Annotated in this window: 23 protein-coding genes; 22 read left to right on the top strand and 1 reads right to left on the bottom strand. The window is 36.8% G+C overall.

What is annotated here, in order from left to right; all coding sequences use genetic code 11:
• The 14 genes from AC220I_RS07120 to AC220I_RS07055 all read left to right on the top strand — a co-directional run.
• Nucleotides 1-320, top strand: a 320-nt coding sequence (locus AC220I_RS07120) for a segregation/condensation protein A (protein ID WP_486723119.1), incomplete at its 5' end; no start/stop codon positions are given.
• A gap of 90 nt (nucleotides 321-410) precedes the next feature.
• A complete protein-coding gene (gene scpB, locus AC220I_RS07115; RefSeq protein WP_486723118.1) occupies nucleotides 411-1,019 on the top strand; it encodes an SMC-Scp complex subunit ScpB in 609 nt (202 codons plus the stop codon).
• The gene (locus AC220I_RS07110) at nucleotides 991-1,422 is read left to right on the top strand and encodes a GNAT family N-acetyltransferase (RefSeq protein WP_486723117.1); all 432 of its coding nucleotides are present in this window, start codon (nucleotides 991-993) and stop codon (nucleotides 1,420-1,422) included. The genes scpB and AC220I_RS07110 overlap by 29 nt, the downstream gene beginning before the upstream one ends.
• Nucleotides 1,419-1,991, top strand: coding sequence for a tRNA 5-(aminomethyl)-2-thiouridylate-methyltransferase MnmM (gene mnmM, locus AC220I_RS07105; protein WP_486723116.1), 573 nt, complete (start codon nucleotides 1,419-1,421; stop codon nucleotides 1,989-1,991). The genes AC220I_RS07110 and mnmM overlap by 4 nt, the downstream gene beginning before the upstream one ends.
• A 316-nt stretch (nucleotides 1,992-2,307) precedes the next feature.
• Nucleotides 2,308-2,517 (top strand): 4Fe-4S dicluster domain-containing protein, encoded by a 210-nt coding sequence (locus AC220I_RS07100; protein WP_486723115.1) that lies wholly within the window; start codon nucleotides 2,308-2,310, stop codon nucleotides 2,515-2,517.
• Nucleotides 2,517-3,650, top strand: a complete 1,134-nt coding sequence (locus AC220I_RS07095; RefSeq protein WP_486723114.1) for a 2-oxoacid:acceptor oxidoreductase subunit alpha — start codon at nucleotides 2,517-2,519, stop codon at nucleotides 3,648-3,650. Before AC220I_RS07100 ends, AC220I_RS07095 begins: the two co-directional genes overlap by 1 nt.
• Nucleotides 3,650-4,465: a 2-oxoacid:ferredoxin oxidoreductase subunit beta gene (locus tag AC220I_RS07090; protein ID WP_486723113.1), complete on the top strand. Its 816-nt coding sequence runs from the start codon at nucleotides 3,650-3,652 to the stop codon at nucleotides 4,463-4,465. The genes AC220I_RS07095 and AC220I_RS07090 overlap by 1 nt, the downstream gene beginning before the upstream one ends.
• 25 nt (nucleotides 4,466-4,490) lie before the next feature.
• Nucleotides 4,491-5,030 (top strand): 2-oxoacid:acceptor oxidoreductase family protein, encoded by a 540-nt coding sequence (locus AC220I_RS07085; protein ID WP_486723112.1) that lies wholly within the window; start codon nucleotides 4,491-4,493, stop codon nucleotides 5,028-5,030.
• A gap of 11 nt (nucleotides 5,031-5,041) precedes the next feature.
• The gene (locus tag AC220I_RS07080) at nucleotides 5,042-5,893 is read left to right on the top strand and encodes a MurR/RpiR family transcriptional regulator (RefSeq protein ID WP_486723111.1); all 852 of its coding nucleotides are present in this window, start codon (nucleotides 5,042-5,044) and stop codon (nucleotides 5,891-5,893) included.
• 297 nt (nucleotides 5,894-6,190) lie between these two features.
• Nucleotides 6,191-6,844, top strand: a complete 654-nt coding sequence (gene cmk / locus AC220I_RS07075) for a (d)CMP kinase (protein WP_486723110.1) — start codon at nucleotides 6,191-6,193, stop codon at nucleotides 6,842-6,844.
• Nucleotides 6,845-6,874: 30 nt separating this feature from the next.
• On the top strand, nucleotides 6,875-7,471 hold the full coding sequence (locus tag AC220I_RS07070; RefSeq protein WP_486723109.1) for a lysophospholipid acyltransferase family protein: 597 nt from the start codon (nucleotides 6,875-6,877) through the stop codon (nucleotides 7,469-7,471).
• A gap of 81 nt (nucleotides 7,472-7,552) precedes the next feature.
• The gene (gene ispH / locus AC220I_RS07065; protein WP_486723108.1) at nucleotides 7,553-8,437 is read left to right on the top strand and encodes a 4-hydroxy-3-methylbut-2-enyl diphosphate reductase; all 885 of its coding nucleotides are present in this window, start codon (nucleotides 7,553-7,555) and stop codon (nucleotides 8,435-8,437) included.
• The gene (gene rpsA / locus AC220I_RS07060) at nucleotides 8,424-9,521 is read left to right on the top strand and encodes a 30S ribosomal protein S1 (RefSeq protein WP_486723107.1); all 1,098 of its coding nucleotides are present in this window, start codon (nucleotides 8,424-8,426) and stop codon (nucleotides 9,519-9,521) included. Before ispH ends, rpsA begins: the two co-directional genes overlap by 14 nt.
• Before the next feature lie 310 nt (nucleotides 9,522-9,831).
• Entirely contained in the window at nucleotides 9,832-10,602 is a 771-nt protein-coding gene (locus tag AC220I_RS07055; protein WP_486723106.1) for a CheR family methyltransferase, read from the top strand.
• Nucleotides 10,603-10,737: 135 nt separating this feature from the next.
• Here the strand turns inward: AC220I_RS07055 and AC220I_RS07050 are convergent, their stop codons facing one another.
• Nucleotides 10,738-11,562, bottom strand: a complete 825-nt coding sequence (locus AC220I_RS07050; protein ID WP_486723105.1) for an Mrp/NBP35 family ATP-binding protein — start codon at nucleotides 11,560-11,562, stop codon at nucleotides 10,738-10,740.
• A 168-nt stretch (nucleotides 11,563-11,730) separates the two neighbouring features.
• On the opposite strand from AC220I_RS07050, the gene AC220I_RS07045 reads away from it, so the two are divergent.
• The 8 genes from AC220I_RS07045 to AC220I_RS07010 all read left to right on the top strand — a co-directional run bounded on the left by AC220I_RS07045 (nucleotide 11,731) and on the right by AC220I_RS07010 (nucleotide 20,745).
• Nucleotides 11,731-12,267, top strand: coding sequence for a GNAT family N-acetyltransferase (locus AC220I_RS07045; protein ID WP_486723104.1), 537 nt, complete (start codon nucleotides 11,731-11,733; stop codon nucleotides 12,265-12,267).
• Nucleotides 12,268-12,399: 132 nt separating this feature from the next.
• The gene (locus AC220I_RS07040; protein WP_486723103.1) at nucleotides 12,400-14,112 is read left to right on the top strand and encodes a sigma 54-interacting transcriptional regulator; all 1,713 of its coding nucleotides are present in this window, start codon (nucleotides 12,400-12,402) and stop codon (nucleotides 14,110-14,112) included.
• Nucleotides 14,113-14,385: 273 nt separating this feature from the next.
• Nucleotides 14,386-14,895, top strand: a complete 510-nt coding sequence (locus AC220I_RS07035) for a hypothetical protein (RefSeq protein WP_486723102.1) — start codon at nucleotides 14,386-14,388, stop codon at nucleotides 14,893-14,895.
• A 30-nt stretch (nucleotides 14,896-14,925) separates the two neighbouring features.
• A complete protein-coding gene (locus AC220I_RS07030; protein ID WP_486723101.1) occupies nucleotides 14,926-16,281 on the top strand; it encodes a GntP family permease in 1,356 nt (451 codons plus the stop codon).
• A 10-nt stretch (nucleotides 16,282-16,291) separates the two neighbouring features.
• Nucleotides 16,292-17,836 (top strand): acyl CoA:acetate/3-ketoacid CoA transferase, encoded by a 1,545-nt coding sequence (locus AC220I_RS07025; protein ID WP_486723100.1) that lies wholly within the window; start codon nucleotides 16,292-16,294, stop codon nucleotides 17,834-17,836.
• Between the two features lie 13 nt (nucleotides 17,837-17,849).
• Nucleotides 17,850-18,569: a 3-oxoacyl-ACP reductase FabG gene (gene fabG, locus AC220I_RS07020; RefSeq protein ID WP_486723099.1), complete on the top strand. Its 720-nt coding sequence runs from the start codon at nucleotides 17,850-17,852 to the stop codon at nucleotides 18,567-18,569.
• A 10-nt stretch (nucleotides 18,570-18,579) separates the two neighbouring features.
• On the top strand, nucleotides 18,580-19,761 hold the full coding sequence (locus AC220I_RS07015; RefSeq protein WP_486723098.1) for an acetyl-CoA C-acetyltransferase: 1,182 nt from the start codon (nucleotides 18,580-18,582) through the stop codon (nucleotides 19,759-19,761).
• A gap of 522 nt (nucleotides 19,762-20,283) precedes the next feature.
• Nucleotides 20,284-20,745 carry an NUDIX hydrolase gene (locus tag AC220I_RS07010; protein ID WP_486723097.1) on the top strand — a complete coding sequence of 154 codons (462 nt, stop codon included), beginning with the start codon at nucleotides 20,284-20,286 and terminating at the stop codon, nucleotides 20,743-20,745.
• Nucleotides 20,746-20,820 lie beyond the last annotated feature (75 nt).

Raw genomic sequence — 20,820 nt, 5'->3', positions numbered from 1 at the left:
TAATGGCCAAGATTGATAGGTTTGACGAACATCGAAAAGGCTTCTTTAAGGGGATCAAGCGTGACTTTTTTACTGTAGAGGAAAAGCTAAAGGGCATTCGGAAACGCCTAAAGACCAGTGATAATTTTTTGTTTTCGGAACTCTTTGGTGAGGAGATCATTAAGGAAGAGATCGTCGTGACCTTTTTGGCCTTGTTAGAGCTTTTAAAACTAAAGGAAATTACAATAGAACAAGATGGTTTATTTCAGGAGATTAAAATTTCTAAAAGAGATTACATTGAACAAGAGATCGTTCAGGATGATCATGACCAGATAATGTAGACATCTAGTCTAGGCATCTAATGTAGGCATTATAATGTCTGAAAATAAGTTGTCTAAAATAAATCCAATTTCAGAAAGGATCATTTCTAAATGAGTAATCAGATCATTGAAGATTATAAAAAATATCAATCCGCGATTGAATCCATGCTCTTTGTTTGGGGCGAACCTCTGAGTATCACTAAAATCGCAAAGCAACTCGATTTAAAAATAAACGTCACAAGAAAACTCCTTGAAGACCTTATGCGCCTATATGAGACAGAAGGTAGGGGGATTCAGATTCTTGAAACCAACAGTCATTATCAATTTTGTACCTTAAAAGAGAATTATCCTTATATTGAGAGCCTTTGTCAAACTTCGAAAAGCAAGGGGTTATCGAATTCAGCGCTTGAAGTGCTCGCAATTATCGCCTATAAACAGCCAATTACAAAGCTTGATATTGAGCAAATTAGAGGGGTAAACTCAGATGGACCACTCCAGCATTTAATTGAAAGACAGTTAGTCGAAGTTACAGGTAAGCTTGAGAAGATTGGTAGACCTCAGATTTATGGGACTACAGATGTCTTTCTCAAGAGCTTTGGTTATAAAACTTTGAAAGAATTACCACCGATTCACGACTTTGATGCATTTAATGCGTTCCAGAGTCAATCAGAGGTACTTGAGGAGGTCAATGATGATTCAGATCAGAATGATGAAGTGTAATGATGTTAGAGCAGTTGATCAGATGCTTAAAGAAACTCAAATGACATTTGAAGGCATAAAGCTTTCCGCTGATCATTGCTTTGTTGTAGAGGATGGCAATCGCATTTGTGGCATTGCAGGATATGAAATGACAGAGGTAGACAAGGCGGAAATGCGATATATTTTCGTTCGTAACGAAGACCGTGGTTTTAAACTGGGTGATGGCCTCTTTAGGGCGCTACTCAATCACTTAGACCACAAAAAAGTTTGTCAAGTGTATGTCAAATCAAGTGAAGAAACAAATGGCTTTTTTATTGCAGAGGGATTAGAAGTGGCGATGACCATGGGCGAAAAACTCGTTTTTAAAGCAGAATTGCCTGATTTTTTCAATAAACCTTGCAAGAGCTCAAGAGGCAACGCATGAAGTATCTCGGAAATGTTGTCAATGCCTATAAGGTGATCGCAAGGGATTTTATCAAACCTCATATGACTTTGGTAGATGCAACTTGTGGCAATGGTAACGACACACTTTTTTTGATGAATTGTTTGTCTAATTCAGGAAGGCTTTATGCTGTGGATGTACAACTTGAGGCCATAGAGGCAACCCGTATGCTGATGGCCCAAAATGGTTATCTAGAAGGTGAACACCTGATTTTAAAGCATTGTTCCCATGAACAATTTGACTTTTTAGAGGCTGACGAGCGCGTTGATTTTGTGGTTTATAATCTTGGTTACTTGCCAAAAGGAGATAAGGGGATAACCACAACTGTGGGTACGACGTTGTCTAGTTTGAGTTCAGCGTTTGAACACCTTAAATCTGGTGGATTAGTTGCGATCTTGTCTTATAGAGGTCATGAAGCAGGCAAGGAAGAAGCTGTTCAATTGGAGCTTTTTTTATCTGAGCTCCCTCAGTCTCTCTACGATGTTTGCAAGCTTGAATTTGTCAATCAGAAAAACACACCACCTGTAATGTGGATTGTTGAAAAAAAATAAAAACTATAAAAACCATGAAGTGGTTTACATGGTATAAAAAGTAAGTGGGGTTGTGTATAAAATATTCTTAAAAAGTTAAAACTTTTCTGAATGTCAATTTATTGGAGTGGGATTTCTTTGAAATCCTGCTCCATACTTGTTTTTGATACTTTTAATCTTGCATACAATATGGTTGTATACGAAAATACGAATAGTCAATTATACAAAATGAAATTTGAATTGCATATTTCAAAAAACTGAACAAAAAAATGAAATTACTCTTGCAAAACAAGATAACTGTGATATGATTAGTATGAGAGTAAAAGGAGGTTTTCCAATGGCTGACAATAAAGAAAATTTTGAAATTAAAATCAATGAAGCTTGGTGTAAAGGCTGCGGTATTTGTATCGCCTTTTGTCCTAAAAAAGTATTAGGATTCAATGAAAATGGTAAAGTGACGATGTTAGATCGTGAGAATTGTATAAAGTGTAGGATGTGTGAAATGAGATGTCCTGATTTTGCAATTTTTTTAGGAGGTAAGGAATAATGGCTAAAAAAGTGAAATTTCTTCAAGGAAATGAAGCATGTGTTGAAGGCGCATTAATGGCTGGCATGAAATTTTATTCAGGATACCCAATCACTCCATCAACTGAAATTGCAGAATTATCAGCAGAAAGATTACCAAGAATTGGTGGTAAATTTATTCAAATGGAAGATGAAATTGCAGGTATTGCTGCTGCAATCGGTGCATCTTTAACAGGTGTTAAAACCATGACTGCAACATCTGGTCCTGGATTTTCTTTAAAACAAGAGAACATTGGATACGCAGCACTTGCTGAAATCCCATTAGTTATCGTTAACGTTCAAAGGGGTGGTCCGTCAACTGGTCTTCCTACTTCTCCTGGACAAGGTGATGTTATGCAAGCAAAATGGGGTACTCATGGAGATCACCCAGTTATTTGTTTAACGCCAGATTCAGTAAAAGAAACTTTTGACCTTACAATTAGAGCTTTTAATTTAGCTGAAAAATACAGAACACCTGTTATTTTGTTAACGGATGAAATTACAGGTCATATGAGAGAAAAAATCGAGATTCCAGAGCAATCTGAAGTTGAAGTTTATGATAGAGTAAAACCTGAAGCAGGATCGGACTATAAAGCTTACAAAGTAGAAGAAGGCGATCTTGTACCTAAAATGGCTGCTTTTGGTGATGGCTTTAGATATCATGTCACTGGACTTATGCATGATGAAACAGGCTTCCCAAGCAACAGCACTGCTAATGCAGATGTTTTAATCAAAAGATTAATGGCTAAAATTGATAACAACCTTGATGACATCATCGATTACGAAGAAATGTTTATGGAAGATGCTGAGTATGTTATTTTCGCATACGGTGGTACTGCTAGAACTGCAAAAGCTGCTGTTAAACAACTTCGTAACGAAGGCGTTAAAGTTGGTTTATTTAGACCAATTACTGTTTGGCCTTTCCCAGATGCAAGAATTAAAGAGATTGGTGCAAAAGTTAAGAACATTCTCGTTGCAGAACTTAACTTTGGTCAATTAAAGCTTGAAGTGGACAGAGCAGTTGAAGGTAAATGTCCTGTAAGCTTCTTTGGAAAAGCAAACGGTGAAATTATTACGCCAGAAGAATTAATCCTATCTTTTAGGGAGGTATTATAATGAATAGCCCATTAGTAGAGAATTACTTTAGAGTTGATAAATTCCCGCACATTTGGTGTCCAGGTTGTGGTCACGGTATCATCATGGCAGCAATGGGAAGAGCGATCGAGAATTTAGGTCTCGACAAAGATAAAGTTTGTATCGTTTCAGGTATCGGTTGTTCTTCAAGAGCACCTGGATACATGGACTTTAATACACTTCATACAACACATGGTAGAGCACTTGCATTTGCAACAGGTGTTAAACTTGCAAATCCTGAGCTTGAAGTGATTGTTGTTGCAGGTGATGGTGACTTGTCAGCGATTGGTGGTAACCACTTAATCCACGCTGCTAGAAGAAACATCAACATCACAACAATTTGTTTCAATAACAACATTTATGGTATGACTGGTGGACAATATTCACCAACAACGCCAACAAACGATAAAGGTACAACAGCACCTTATGGTAATATCGACAAGCCTTTTGACATTACTCAATTAGCTGGTGGTGCAGGTGCTACTTATACTGCAAAAACAACAGTATATCATGTAAATCAAATGCAAAAAATGATTGAAACTGCAATAAAGCATAAGGGATTCTCTCTTGTTGAAGCAATTTCAATTTGCCCAACTTATTATGGTAGAAAAAATAAAAAAGGCACTGTAGTGGATATGATGAACTTCCTTAAAGACAGTTTTGTAGACCATAAGGTAGCAGAAAAGTTACCACCAGAAAAAGTGGCAGGCAAATTCTTAATGGGTGAATTCGTCAACAAAGTCGAACCTGAATACACAGAACTTTACGATGGTATTATCGAAAGACTTAAAAAATAGTGTATAATTAAAGGAGATATGTGAGATGAATAGTCAATTAGAGTTAAGATTATCGGGTTCTGGTGGACAAGGACTCATAACAGCGGGTATAATATTAGCAGAGGCAGCATTAAGAGACAATAAAAATGCCATTCAAACACAAAGCTATGGTCCTGAAGCAAGGGGCGGAGCGAGTAAAGCGGAAGTCATTATCAGTGACGGCGTTATAGATTTTCCAAAGGTTACAATTCCAAATATGTCATTGGCTTTAACTCAAGTTGCAAGTGATAAGTACATCAAAGATGTTTCTGAAGATGGTACAATCATTGTAGATGCTTCTATTGAGTTACCAAAAGAGCTTAAGGCAAAAAGAATTATCAGCGTTCCAATTTTAGAAACAGCAAGAACTGCTGTTGGCAAAGAGATCGTTGCTAACATCGTTGCTTTAGGTTTAATCGTTGGATTGACAAAAATTGTAACTGAAGAAAGTTTAGAAGCGGCTATTTTATCTAGGGTTCCAAAAGGAACAGAAGACTTGAATAAGTTAGCTTTACAAAAAGGGTATGAACTGGCAAATCAAATGTAAAAGGTGATTTGATGAGTAATTCAGACTTATTAGGACGCATTAGGCAAAGATATTTAACGCTTAGTAAAAGTCACAAAAAGATTGCAGACTATATATTGGAAAACTATGATAAGGTAGCTTTCATGACTGCATCAACCCTTGGTAAAAATGTGAACATCAGTGAGTCCACTGTTGTAAGATTTGCCAATGCTATAGGGTATGAGGGATATCCTCAGTTACAGAAGGAACTCCAAGAAACAATTAAGACAAAGTTAACGACTGTACAGCGATTTGAACTCTCTAAGGAACATCAAGAAGCTGAGTATTTAACTAAAATTATGATCAATGATATGGACCATATAAGACAGACGATTGATCAGTTTGATTATGAACTTATTGATAAGGTTATTCATGAAATTATCAATGCTAAAAAAGTTTATATTCTTGGGCTTAGAAGTTCATCCGTGTTAGCGAACTATTTGGGATTTTATTTAAATTTCATATTGCCTGAAATTCATATCATTCAAGAATCAGCACAAGATGTCTATGACCAACTTTTAAATTTGTCAAAAGACGATGTTATGATTGTGCTATCGTTTCCGCGCTATTCTAAGAGAACTTATGATTGCGTTAATTATGCCATTAAGAATCAAGCAACGATTATTGGTATAACGGATGGAATGAATTCACCACTTTATGAGAAAGTTAAGTACTGTTTAATTGCCAAGTACAACATGAATACTTTTATTGATTCATTTGTAGCACCTATGAGTTTAATTAACGCATTAATCATTGGTGTAAGTATTAGAAAAGAAGGCGTGGAAAAGAATCTTGAGAAGCTTGAGCGCATCTGGGATGATTATGGCGTCTACAATATCAAATAATTTCATCAATTGATATTTGATTAGAATTAAGATATAATTTTAGAGTAAATACCACCTGAATAGGTGGTATTTGTTTTTATAGGTCATTGGTTCTCAACCCGCTTTGAAAGAGATTTACAAATTTGCGATAAGCGGTTAGATGAGAAGGATAACAGCAAAACATGGTTTTGACGTTAAATGATTAGATATCATTCGTTTAAGGCTGACATAGATAAAGTTGATTCAAACTGATGTGATGACACCTGTGAAGGCAAAAAGCGTTAGATGATAAATATTGAGGATAATTGAGGTAATTACATGTCCATAATTCAAATTGCCATTGATGGGCCAGCTGGATCTGGCAAGAGCACAGTGGCGAAAATCATAGCACAAAAATTAAATATTACTTATTTAGACACTGGCGCAATGTATCGCGCGGTGACCTTTCAAGCACTTAAAGAGTCCTTGGACTTGAACGATTCAGCATCATTAAAGGCATTGGTGGATCAAATTGTGCTTGAAATTTCTTTACATGAAATTAAGGTTAATGGGGTTGATTGTACAGATGCTATAAGAACACCGGAAGTAACTCAAAATGTGTCTTATGTGGCAAAGGATGCCTATGTCAGAGAAAAAATGGTGGACCTACAGCAGAAAATTGCTGGCAATCAATCTGTGGTGATGGATGGTCGAGATATCGCAAGTCATGTGTTGCCAAATGCCAAATTTAAATATTTTCTTGTTGCAAGTTCTGAAGAACGTGCCAAAAGAAGAATTGTTGACTTAAAGGCAAAGGGCTTTGATGTTTCGCTTCAGGAGATGATAGAGGATATTGAAGCAAGAGATAAGATTGATCAGGAAAGGGAAGCAGCACCACTTAAGCAGGCGCCTGATGCCGTTTTAATTGACACGACTAAGCTTACCATAGATCAAGTCGTGACTAAGATCATCAATGATGTAACTGCAGGGTAAGTGACTTACGACTAAATTTAGGAGTTGATTATGAATAAGTTTTATGCAATTTGCAGCAAGGGTGCCTATCTTTATTATAAACTGTTTTATAAACTTGAGATTATAGGTCTTGAAAATGTTGATCCCAATCAAAATTATGTAATTTGCGGCAACCATTCAAGTTTGCATGATCCTTTTTTATTGGGTGGTGTCATGCCACTACAGGCTAGATTCATGTCTAAAAAAGAAAATTTCAAGTATAAGATTGTAGGATGGGTTATTGATAAGGTTGGCGTTTTTCCTGTTGATCGAGATGGCAATGACATTAAAGCCATAAAGACGGCGCTGACCATATTAAAGGGAAAAGACAACTTAGCGCTTTTTCCAGAGGCTACACGTAATAAGGGCTATGACCCTTTACCTGTAAAAGCGGGTCTTGCAATGCTTTCTATAAGAACAAAAACACCTATTTTACCCATCACAATTGATTCTAAATTCAAACTCTTTTCAAAAGTGAGAGTGGTCTTCCATAAACCGTTTGAGTTTAGTGAATATTATGATCAAAAGGTAGATTCTGAAAAACTTGAAGCACTCTCTCAAGAAGTTATTAACGATATCTATAAATCAATCATTATTAATAGGCCATAAAACTTGTAAAACATTACGAAAAATGATATAATGAATTTTAATGTTTAGAATATTTATTAACTCGTAACATTTGGAGGCGAAATGATCATTCAAATCGCAAAACATTCTGGCTTCTGTTATGGCGTTAAACGTGCTATTCAGATATTGGATGACCTCATTGAGTCCAATGAGGGTGAAAAAAAGGTCTTTACACTTGGGCCAATCATTCATAATACACAAGTTACGGAATATTATGAACAAAAAGGTGTAAAAGTCATTGAAAAACTTACGGATTTCAGGGATAATAGAATAGATGGCAATCATTTGATCATTAGATCTCATGGTGCACCAAAGGCTGTTTATGAATTAGCAGAGGCGCAAGGCTTTGTCATATATGATGCGACTTGTCCTTATGTTAAAAAAATTCAAAATACAGTTTCATCTTATCGTTTAAAAGGTTATAATATAATTATTGTCGGAGATAAGAATCATCCTGAAGTGGTTGGCATAAATGGATGGTGTGATGAAAGTGCAACAATTTACTCTACATTAGATGAAGTCAAAAATATGACGGCATCCGACAAACCATTTTGTATTGTAGCTCAAACCACTTTTAATTTGAGTTTGTGGCATGAGATGGAAGCCATTTTTAAACAAAAGCTTTCAGATTGTATTATTCATAATACGATTTGTTTGGCAACAGAACAAAGGCAAAACGCTTGTATAGAGCTATCTAAAACCGTGGATTATATGATTGTAATTGGTGGTAAGCACAGTTCAAATACGAGAAAGTTAGCAGAAATTTGTAGCAAGAATGCTACGACGATTCACATTGAAACTAAGGATGATTTAGTAGATGTATCCATGTTCAAAAGCAATACAAAAATTGGTATTGCAGCGGGTGCTTCAACACCAGACTGGATTGTTGAATCGGTCATTCTTAAAATAGAAAATGAAGGCGAGGTATTTTTTGATGGAAAATCATAGTTCAATGGCTGAGATGATGGAGCAAATCGAAGAATCATTGAGAATTCCAAGAAGAGGATCAGTTGTTAAAGGAAGCATAATTCAAGTTAATACTGATGTTGTAATCGTAAACATCGGTTATAAATCTGACGGCGTAATTCCTAGAAATGAAGTGTCTGCAGATCCAAACTTTGATATTGAAAGCAATTTTAAAGTAGGACAAGAGTTAGACGTATTCATCGTAAACCATGATAATGGTGAAGGTAACATTTTATTATCACTTAGAAAAGTAAATGTAGACAAAGATTGGGAAGAACTTGAAGCATTACATGAGAAAGATGCTGAAATCACAGTTAAAGTTGCTGATGCAGTAAACGGTGGTTTGATTGCATTCTTCAAAGAGATCAGAGGATTCGTTCCTGCTTCTCAATTATCTGACAGATTTGTTAAGAACTTAAGACCATATATTGGTCAAGACTTAAAAGTTAAAGTCATTGAAATCAACAAGCAAAAAAGAAGAGCAGTATTCTCTCATAAAGAATTTGCAATCTTAGAAAAACAAGCTGTAAGAGATCAATTCTGGAAAACAATCGAAATCGGTAGCATCGTAAAAGGTGAAGTAAAAAGAATTACTAACTTTGGTGCTTTTGTTGATATCGGTGGTATGGATGGTTTAGTACACGTTACTGAAATGAGCTGGGGAAGAATCAAACCAGTTAATGATTTCGTTAACGTTGGCGACAAAATTGATGTTAAAATCATCGATGCTAACAGAGATGAAAACAAAATTTCTTTAAGTATCAAACAAATTAGCCAAGAGCCATGGGCATTGTTCGCTGATAAATATGAAGTGAACGGCGTTTACGAAGGTAAAGTTGTAAATCTTACTGATTTCGGCGCATTCGTAGAGCTTGAGCCAGGTATCGAAGGTCTAGTACATGTTTCTCATATCGCTAAAGAGCATATTGAAAAACCAAGTGATGTTCTTAAAATTAATCAAACGGTTGAAGTGAGAATTTTAGAATACATTGCTGAAGAAAAGAAAGTTAAACTTTCTATGAAAGCAGTAAATGAACCAGTTCAGGAAGAAGCTGATCAGGAGTAATAACACAAAGCCGATGAAATAACATTTCATCGGCTTTTTTTTGTATAGATCATTAGTTCTCATCCAGCTTTGAGAAAGAATCACCAACTTGCGAAAAGCGGTTAAATGCGGCAAAACAAGATTTTGACGTTAAATGATTGTATAAAGCAGAATTTGAGCCAAAAGGTGTGATGCAGCAAAACAATGTTTTGACGTTAAATGATTACAGATCATTAAATGGGTATTTTAAGTTTTCTGAATTAAATTTGGTTTAAAATCATATATGTGGATATAAATAAAGAAGATAAAACTTTGTTGAAGGAGATTTAATATGGAAGGCTATGATAAGTTTAAAGAACGTGTTTTTAATAAGACGAAATTAGATTTAACATTGTATAAAGAAAGACAGATGAAAAGACGTATTGAATCTTTAATTACAAGACATGGACTTGGTGATTTTGATTCATACTTTAAATTAATTGATACAGATAAGGATTCTTTTGATGAATTTATCAATTATTTGACCATCAATGTTTCCGAGTTTTATAGAAATCCAGGGCAGTGGGAAACCTTACGTGAAGATATTTTTCCTGCAATTCTAAAGCGAACTAAAAGACCTAAGATCTGGTCTGCTGCTTGTTCAACAGGTGAAGAGCCTTACTCGCTGGTCATGTGCTTAAGTGAATTTTTACCCCTTAAGGACATAAAAATACATGCGGTTGATTTTGATGATGAGGCATTGTCAAAGGCAAAAATGGGGATTTACTCTGAAAAGAGTATTAAGAACGTGCCTAAACAGTACGTGGATAAGTACTTTGAGATGGTAGGTAAGTCTTATAGAATTAAAGACGAAATTAAAAATTGTGTTGAGTTTAAGAAGATGAACTTATTGAGAGATCCTTATCCAAAAGGCTTTGATATGATCATATGCCGAAATGTTATGATCTACTTTACTGAAGAAGCAAAAGACGAAATGTATAAAAAGTTCTATGATTCCTTGGTAAGTGATGGTTACTTCTTCGTGGGTAGTACAGAGCAAATTATTCAGCCTCAAAGATATAACTTCGAATCCAGTAAGACTTTCTTCTACTATAAAAGATAGACTGTGATTTTATATGATTAAGAAAAAACGGGATCCCTTAGGGGTCCCGTTTCGTTTTGTAAATCGTAAAAGTTTAATGTATCACCATGGTCTATGAAATTTTAGGCCTAGAACAGGATGATTGAATGGTAGAATTTACATAATCTTAAAAGCGTCTGGTACAATCATGCGATTGCTCTCAAAATGAGATAGAGCACCTTGAATGTCTTTCTGATAAGTTTTTGCAAATTCAAAATTGTGCTTTGTATAAAGCTCGACGCTTCCTTCATCAGAAAGTTCGACCAATAGTGGATCCATCGGAATTTCAGAGATAAAATAAGCACCCATTTCTTTTGCAGCCTCTTTTACTTTAGATTGACCGAATATTTTATGCTTTTCATCACAAGAAGGGCAGATGAAATAGCTCATATTTTCGACGATACCGATGATTGGTGTGTGGAGCATTTTAACCATCTTCATAGATTTATTGACAACCATTTTTACAAGGTCCTGTGGCGTCGAAACAATGATGATGCCATCAATTGTCAAGGACTGCATAACAGTTAAAGGGACATCTCCTGTGCCCGGTGGTAAGTCAATTAAGAGATAATCCAGATCCCCCCAAATAACATCTGTATAAAATTGCTTCACCGCATTGGAAATGATTGGACCTCTCCAAACGACAGGTTCATCCTCTTGTTCAAGAATGAGATTTACACTCATTATCTTAATACCTGTAGAAGAAATGACCGGTTCTACACCTAGAGGCGTACCCACTGCTTTCTTTTGATTCAGACCGAACACCTTAGGGATAGAGGGGCCCGTAATATCAGCATCTAAAATACCGACTTGAAAACCTTGCTCTCTTAAGGTTATTGCCGTAAGCGCAGTAACTGAAGATTTACCAACACCGCCCTTACCACTCATGATGCCGATGATGTTTTTGATATTGCTAAATTGGTTTGGACTTTCTTTTTCCATAATCAAGCCTCCTTTAATTGGCGTATGCCAATAATATTATATCTCACTGACAGACAGAGTCAATGCTATTTGTTTATTTAACTTAAATTTCAGTCATTGATGATTATGATATAATAGACATATAGATTTTTAAGTGGCTTTGACAGGATGATACATAAGGAGAAGGATATGAACTATAGGTATATGACAATTGATGCGTTAAAGGATTTTTGGCATATTGATCGAAAAGAGATTATTGAACATGTTTATTATTATCGAGAAGGAAAGCTTGAACTTGAAGAAGAATACTATGATGTAAAAGGCTTTCCAGAGGGGGAGCAAGAAGCGCTTTACGATAGACAAATAAAAATCATCGAAGAAGGTGGTTTTGTAATAGGGTGCTACGACGCTGACAAATTAGTGGGCATTACCTCTGTTGAAAATAAACTTCGAGGATCAAAAAGAGAGTATATTAAAATGGATATTCTCTATGTGTCTGCTAAATATCGGGGGAAAGGTGTGGCAAAAAACTTAATGTTAGAAGCCATTAAGGCAGCACGAAGCTTAAATGGTAAAAAGCTTTATATTTCGGCAACGCCATCTGAGAATACCGTTAATTTTTACTTTAGTATGGGCTGTGCCTTAGCAAAGGAAATTGATGCTACTTTATTTGAACTTGAACCCTATGATATTCATCTGGAATTAAATATTGAAGAAAATATTTAGCAACCCAAAGAATCGTTTGACTGTACGATTCTTTTTTTATATGATTTTAATAATAGTAATCAAGTTGGTATCAAAATTGCGTAATTTAGAGAGAGAGAAACTAAACATAACAATCAGAAATGAGGGATTATTTTGAATAACTTTTTTAACTGCATTGTGGAAAATCAAAATGTTTTTGAAGCGATTAAAAACGCCATTATCTTGGTGGATCATGAAGGTATTGTAAAAAATATCAACCACAGAGCCTTGGAACTCTTGGACTTGCCCCTTGTTCAGGCCATAGACAAACCAATTTTAGAAGTTTACAAGGATTCAAAGTTAATGGAGACCTTTAAAACGCTTTCAGTAGACCGCAACGTAAGAATAGATGTTAATGGTAAGCATTGCATTACTTCTAGGATACCGGTCTTTGAAAAGGGGCTTCCGGTAGGTGCCATAGCGATATTCGATGACGTCACAAAATTTGAAGCATTAAATGAAAAACTCGAAGCTGACCGAAGTGAAATGGCCATTTTAAAATCCATTTTAGAACTGGCTTATGATGGGATCGTCGTCGTAGATATAAAGGGAAATATAACGATGATTTCTAATGCTTATAAGCGTTTTCTCGGGCTTGAAGAGGATGAGGTTATCGGCAAGCACGTCACTGAAGTGATTCAAAATACAAGGATGCATGTGGTTGCTCAAACTGGAGTGCCAGAAATCAATGATTTCCAAGAAATCAGAGGGGATTACATGGTTGCCACTAGGATCCCTTATTATGTGGATGGTAAACTCGCAGGTGCAATTGGTAAGGTTCTTTTCAGAAATGTGTCTGAGCTGCATAGCATCAATAAAAAATATACAAAGATTGAGCAAGAACTTCGAAATTTAAGGTCAGAAATCAGCAGTATTCACAAGGCCAAATATACCTTTGAACAAATTATTACCTCAAATGATCAGATGAACAAGCTGAAACACCAAGCAAAGAAGATTGCGCATACGAAATCCAATGTTCTTATTCAAGGTGAAAGCGGTACAGGCAAAGAGCTGTTTGCACATGCCATTCATCAAGCGAGTAACCGCCATGATATGCCCTTCATATCAGTAAACTGTGCTGCAATTCCTGAGCAACTCTTGGAATCGGAACTTTTCGGATATGAGAAGGGTGCTTTTACTGGTGCTGATAAAAATGGCCGAATCGGAAAGTTCGAACTCGCAGATTTAGGCACAATATTTTTAGATGAAATTGGAGATATGCCACTTCAAATGCAAGCTAAGATATTAAGGGTACTTCAAGAGGGTGAGGTTGAACGCGTTGGTTCCAATAGACCTAAACAAATAGATGTGAGGGTTATTGCGGCAACCAACAGGAATCTAAAGGAGATGGTTGAGGCGAAAGAGTTTAGAGAGGACCTCTATTACAGATTAAACGTCATTAATCTCTCTATACCGCCTCTCAGAGAGCGCAAGGAAGATGTTATCCTCCTGAGTAAGCATTTTATTGACCAACTCAATCAACAGGACCACGGGAAGGTGAGAGGTGTTTCTGAGAAGGCTCAATTTTTATTGACCAACTATCATTGGCAGGGCAATATTCGGGAACTTAGAAACATCATTGAACGTGCCTACAACATCATGGAAGGTGATGATTATATTCAGCCCTATCATTTACCAGCCTTTATGAAATCGGTAGAACAGGATTATTCGGGTGAACCACTTCGTCATATGATGGAAATCTATGAAAAGAAGCTCTTGTTGGAACGTCTCATCTATTTTAAGGGCAATAAAACGAAAACAGCTGAGGATTTAGGTATTTCTAGAATGGCACTTCACACAAAATTAGAAAAATATGATTTAAGATAGTCACAAATAGGGATATTGATAGACAAAAGTGTAAATAAAAGTTTACAAATAAATGAGCAACAACCATTATGTCATTAAAACTTGACACATGAGGTATTGTGAGTGAAAAAGTGTAAAGTTGGATTTACACTTTTCTTGTTTTTACAAACTCTTTTTAAGAAAATTAACCTTTTGGTGCAAGAAAAATGAACAATTTTGAAGATAAATGCATTTTTATGTGTTCAAAATCTTGGCATGCGTTTTGCTTTATTATAGGGTGGAGGTGAATTTTATATGGGAGACTTATCTAATGTAATGGGCAACTTGAAAAAACCATATGTTTTTAATCTGATCTATCAGATACTTTTGTTGTTTACGATCGGACAACAAATCTATTATCCACAGAGCTACAAGTATATGCATCTTGTGGTACTTCTCGTGAGGATTCTGATTTCAGAGGCTTATCAAAATGAGTACCGCGTTTTAAAATGGGATCAATTATTTATACCATTGGTTTTCTTAAGTGCCATAATTTCCATCATTGAAAAAGTCTCAGGTGCACATTTAGGATTATTGTATTTGGTGATTTTGTTAGGCTTGATATGGATGCTTACACAGTTTATTGTAGGCGTAATCAATGACACAAAATATCACCTCAGAGAAAGAATGCATCCTAAGCATGTGGATGCATATGAAAAGAACAAACCATTCACACTTGGACTGTTTTATGGTCTATATGCAATTGCCATCGTGGCTTTCGCATACACATTTTATGAGTTGATTAAATTAATCATTGGAAATTAAAATTTCCTATTAAAATTTAGGGGGACAAAGATGTTAGGCGTATTAGCGATATTATTGACCTTATTTTCTCTTATGTACTTTGCTTATCGCGGAGTGACAGTGTTAGTATTAGCACCAATTTTAGCAATGCTTGCAGCGCTCATGTCAGGGGAAATTCCAGCGCTTCATGCACTATCTAATATTTTCATGCCAGCAGCAGCTGGATATATTCAAGCATATTTTCCGGTCTTTTTAGCAGGCGCAATATTTGGTAAATTAATGGGCGTTACAGGTGCTGCTACCTCAATCGCACATTTTATTTCAGACAAATTTGGTAAAAAACATGCCATTGCAGCAGTAGTTGTTGCAACTTCACTTTTAACTTATGGTGGTGTTTCACTATTCGTAGTTGTATTTGCAATGTATCCAATTGGGGCAATGCTTTTAAGAGAAGCAGATGTTCCAAAGCGTTTACTCCCAGCTGCAATTGCACTTGGTGCATTTACATTTACTATGACAGCATTACCAGGTTCACCTCAGTACTTAAACACAATGCCAACAGTATACTTTGGCACAGATATTTATGCTGGTCCAGTTTTAGGTCTTCTCGGTAGCTCGATCATGTTCTTCGGTGGCCTTTGGTGGTTAAACAGAAGAGCGGCTCAAGCAGCAGCTGCAGGTGAAGGTTATGGAGAGCATGAAAATGAAGGCTTACATGAACTTGGCGATGATCTTCCAAGCTTTGGAATTTCAGCAACACCTATTATCTTGGTGTTTGTATTAAACTTCATTTTCACAAAAATTTACTTTGCAAATCCTTCAATCATTGCTTCATATGAAGCGGCTGGTGCAAAAATCAATGGTACTTGGCCAGTTGTATTAGGTCTTTCGATCTCAATCGTGTTTATTTTAATTGCTTTGAGAAAGTTCCTTGTTAATACAAACAAAATTGTATTTGATGGTGCAGTTGGTTCTTTATTACCGATCTTTAATACGGGTTCTGAGGTTGGTTACGGTGGTGTAATCAAGTCTCTTGCAGCATTTACGACAGTTAAATTGGGTATCGTTGCACTTGCGATTCCATCGATTTTCAAAGTTGCGATTTCAACAACTTTACTTGCAGGTATCGTAGGTTCATCTTCAGGTGGTACTGCAATTGCACTTGAAGTACTTTCAAAAGAATTCTTGTCGATGGGTATTGATCCACAGGCACTTCATAGAATTATGCTTATGGCATCAGGTGGACTTGACAGTTTACCACACTGTGGTGCGGTTATCACATTATTATCAGTATGTAAATTAAATCATAAAGAGTCTTATGGTGATATAGCAGCCATGACGGTTGTTACACCACTTATTGCAGTAGTTGTTGTTTCAGTATTCTATTTAGTAACTGGAATCGTATAAGGAGGAAGGCATGAAAAAAGTGATGTCACTTGAAGAAGCAATTGCTCTCATCCAAGATGGTTCAACAGTAGTTACCGGAGGATTCGTAGGCAATATGCATCCAGAAGCTCTTAGTAGAGGTGTGGAAGATGCATTTATTAAAAATGGACATCCGAAGGATTTAACTTTGGTTTATGCAGCAGGACAAGGCGATGGTAAAGATCGAGGTTTAAATCACTTTGGACATGTAGGACTTGTGAAAAAGGTAGTTGGTGGTCACTGGGGACTAGCGCCAAAGCTTGGCAAATTAGCACTAGATGAAGAAATCGACGCATACAATTTTCCACAAGGTGTTATTTCTCACTTGTTTAGAGCAATCGCTGGCGGAAAGCCAGGGGTTATTACAAAGGTTGGTCTTAAAACATTTGTAGATCCACGTCTTGAAGGCGGTAGAATCAATAAAAGAACTAAGGAGTCGCTCGTTGAGTTGATGACTTTAAATAATGAGGATTGGCTTTTTTATAAAGCCTTTCCAATAGATATTGCCTTTATCAGAGGTACTTATGCAGATTCGTTCGGCAACTGTACCTTTGAAAAGGAATGTCTTAGCCTTGAAATGCTTTCAATGGCTCAAGCCGTAAAAAATTCAGGTGGAAAAGTCATTCTTCAGGTTGAGAAAATCGTGAAGGACGGCTCTATTAATTCAAAGCTCGTTAAAATTCCTGGTATTTATGTGGATGCAATCGTAGAGGCAGCGCCACATGAGCATATGCAAACTTTCGCAGAACAGTTCAATCCATCATATAGCCAAGATGTGAAGGTGCCAGTTCAGAGTATTCCGCCAATGGCACTTAATGAGCGAAAGGTCATAGCGAGAAGAGCTGCTATGGAGCTTAAGGAAAATGCCATTATGAATCTCGGAATTGGAATGCCTGAGGGCGTTTCAATGGTTGCAAATGAAGAGGGTATTCACGGTTTGATTCTCACAACAGAAGCAGGTACAATCGGCGGTATTCCAGCAGGTGGCCTTAGCTTTGGTGCAGCAATCAATCCGGATATGATCATAGATCAACCCTACCAATTTGACTTCTATGATGGGGGTGGCTTGGATGTCACTTTCTTAGGACTTGCACAATGTGATGATAAGGGTAATGTAAACGTATCAAAGTTTGGCCCTAAAGTAGCTGGTTGTGGCGGCTTCATCAATATTTCACAAAATGCAAAAAAGGTAGTTTACTGTGGTACTTTCACAGCAGGTGGCCTGGAATTAGAAGTTAAAGACGGTAAACTGACAATTCTTTCAGAAGGAAGATCTAAGAAGTTTATCAATGCAGTAGAGCAGATCACATTCTCTGGCGAATATGCATATGAGATCGGACAGCCAGTGGTATATGTAACAGAAAGGGCTGTGTTTGAGCTTACAGAAGCAGGTTTAACATTGACAGAAATAGCACCTGGTGTCGACTTACAGCGTGATATTATTGATCAAATGGCATTTAAACCGGCAATTTCAGAACACTTAAAAGAAATGGATAGTCGAATTTTCAGTGAAGGACCAATGGGTCTTAACTTATAACTTTGGAGGCGCAATGAGATTACAGGGAAAAGTTGCTGTGGTAACTGGTGGTGCACAGGGCATCGGCAGAGCGATCAGCGAAACATTTGAAAGAGAAGGGGCAAAAGTAATTGCAGTTGATATGCAAGAAGCTACTTTTGAGTCTGCAAATATAAAAGGTTATGCACTTAATGTAACCGACAGAAATGCGATTGCTGAGTTTTTTAACTGGGCGGTTGCTGAGTACGGTAAAATCGATATTCTTGTTAATAATGCAGGTATTACAAGAGATGGTTTAATCAACAAAATGACAGAGGAAATGTGGGATCTCGTTATTGATGTTAACCTTAAAGGCGTCTTTAACATGGCTCAAGTGATAGGACCACATATGATGGAAAAAGGCCAAGGCAGCATTATCAACATCGCTTCTGTTGTGGGTGAGTATGGTAATGTTGGTCAAACCAATTATGCTGCAACTAAAGCTGGCGTTATCGGTATGGCGAAAACTTGGGCAAAAGAGTTCTCAAGAAAAGGTGCAGCTGTTAGAGTTAATTCTGTGGCACCTGGTTATGTAAATACAGAAATGATGAAGACAGTACCTGACAAGGTTCTTGACCCAATTAGAGAAAAAACAATGCTTGGCAGATTAGGCGAACCGCAAGAAATTGCAAATGCTTGCTTATTCCTAGCAAGTGATGAATCATCGTTTATAACAGGACATAATCTTTCTGTTAACGGTGGTTTGAGATTATAGGAGGCCTAAAATGAGAGACGTTGTAATTGTATCGGCAGTAAGAACGCCGGTTGGTGCTTATGGTGGTGCATTAAAAACCCTAAGTGCAGTTGATCTTGGAACAATAGCAGCAAAGGAAGCGATTAAACGCGCTGGAATTGAGCCAAATCAAATCGATGAAGTATTAGTTGGTAATATTCTAAGTGCTGGTTGTGGTCAAAATGTGGCTAGACAGGTGTCTATTCATGCGGGTGTTCCTGTGGAAGTACCCGCAATGTCAATAAACATTCTATGTGGTTCTGGCCTTAGAAGTGTGAGCCTTGCTGCTCAAATCATCGCATCTGGTGGTGCAGATGTCATCATGTGTGGCGGTACTGAGAGTATGTCTAATGCACCATATCTATCGCCATCTAATAGATGGGGACAAAAAATGGGACATTATGAAATGGTGGATCATATGATCAAGGATGCACTAACCGATGCATTTAACAATTATCATATGGGCATTACAGCTGAAAATATTGCTGACCAATGGTCTTTGACAAAAGAAATGCAAGATCAGTTTGCTGTGGCAAGTCAAAATAAGGCAGAAGCTGCTCAAAAATCGGGTCGATTTAAAGCTGAAATCGTTCCGATTGAGATCCCTTCAAGACGTGGTGAACCTACTATCGTTGCGGATGATGAGTATATCAGATACGGTACAACCTATGATGCACTTCAGAAGCTTAAACCTGCATTCAAAAAAGAGGGCACAGTTACAGCCGGTAATGCTTCTGGAATCAACGATGGTGCTGCAATGCTGATTGTCATGAGCAAGGAAAAAGCGGAAGCGCTTGGCCTTAAGTATCTTGCACTTATAAAAGGCTATGGCACTAAAGGGGTTGACCCTTCTATTATGGGCTATGGTCCGGTACCTGCAACCTTAGCGGCATTAAAAGAAGCAAATTGGAGTGTTGAAGATGTAGAGCTCGTTGAAGCCAACGAAGCATTTGCAGCACAATCACTTGCAGTCGTTAAGGATCTAAAAATCAATCCAGAAATCGTCAATGTAAATGGTGGTGCCATTGCAATTGGTCATCCAGTTGGTGCAAGTGGTGCAAGAATTTTAGTAACGCTCTTGCATGAAATGCAGAAACGTGATGCAAAAAAAGGTTTAGCAACCTTGTGTATCGGTGGTGGTATGGGAACATCACTATTGATTGAGAGACCTTAAAGATGGCGATAAGGGTTAAAGTGTAAGCGGTATCATATAAATCGATGCAGCTTTAACAATCCAAATTTAAGCTAAGTAAATTAAGTTTAGTAAGTAAATTAAGTAAAATAAATTAAATTAAGTTAAGTAAATTAAATTAAATTAAATTAAATTAAATTAAGCAAGTCCATTAACAAATTGATTTTCAATGAGCTCTATCGCTTATTTTGAAAATAGATTTACAGCCTTTAAAATGAAAAATAAAATCCTTAAAACCCCGAAAAGAGAGTATCTAGTGATAAGATACTCTCTTTTGCATTTTAATATAGATTTAAATAGGGATTAGAGCTTAAACACATGAGATGTATAGAATGCTTAAATCTTGTCTATAGGACTTAAGTTTTGAATAGCGTTTCAAATTTATAAGACGCATTCAGATTGGAGTTGATTTAATGGTTTTTTAATGGCATTTTATTGTTCAAAAAGTTATGATTACTTTAATGGTAATAAGCTTAGGAGTGTAATTTTAAGGAGATATAAGCGATGGTATCGACGACTTCGAAACATAGCGATTCGGTGAAAATAAATTTTTATAAGGATACAATAAATGATAATCCAAGACTTAAATATGTGGTTATTATAAGTCGTTATAAAGATCAATGGCTTTTTGTTAAACACAGAGATAGAACAACATGGGAGGTCCCTGGTGGACATATTGAAGCAGATGAGTTGCCTGATGATGCTGCAAGAAGAGAGCTAATTGAAGAATCTTCTGCAGACGATTTTAACATTCGCTCAATCTGTAACTACAGTGTCGAGCGTGCGGGTATTAAGCGTTACGGAAGGTTGTATTATGCGGAGATTTATCACTTGGCAGACCGCTTTGAACATGAAATTCAGGCCATTGCCTTGTTTGATGACTTACCGGACCAACTGACATATCCAGATATTCAGCCTCTATTAATGGCACATGTAATAGAGATTATAAATGAGAGCGAGGTCTAACATGGGACATAAGAAAAGTACTTGGGAAGAATTGAGTGAAAATTTAGGTGGTGTTTATACGAGAGCCACTTTTTT

This window comes from Fusibacter sp., from assembly GCF_057447755.1.
Note: the sequence above shows the minus strand (reverse complement) of the source record. Positions and strands in the feature narration are given on the sequence as shown.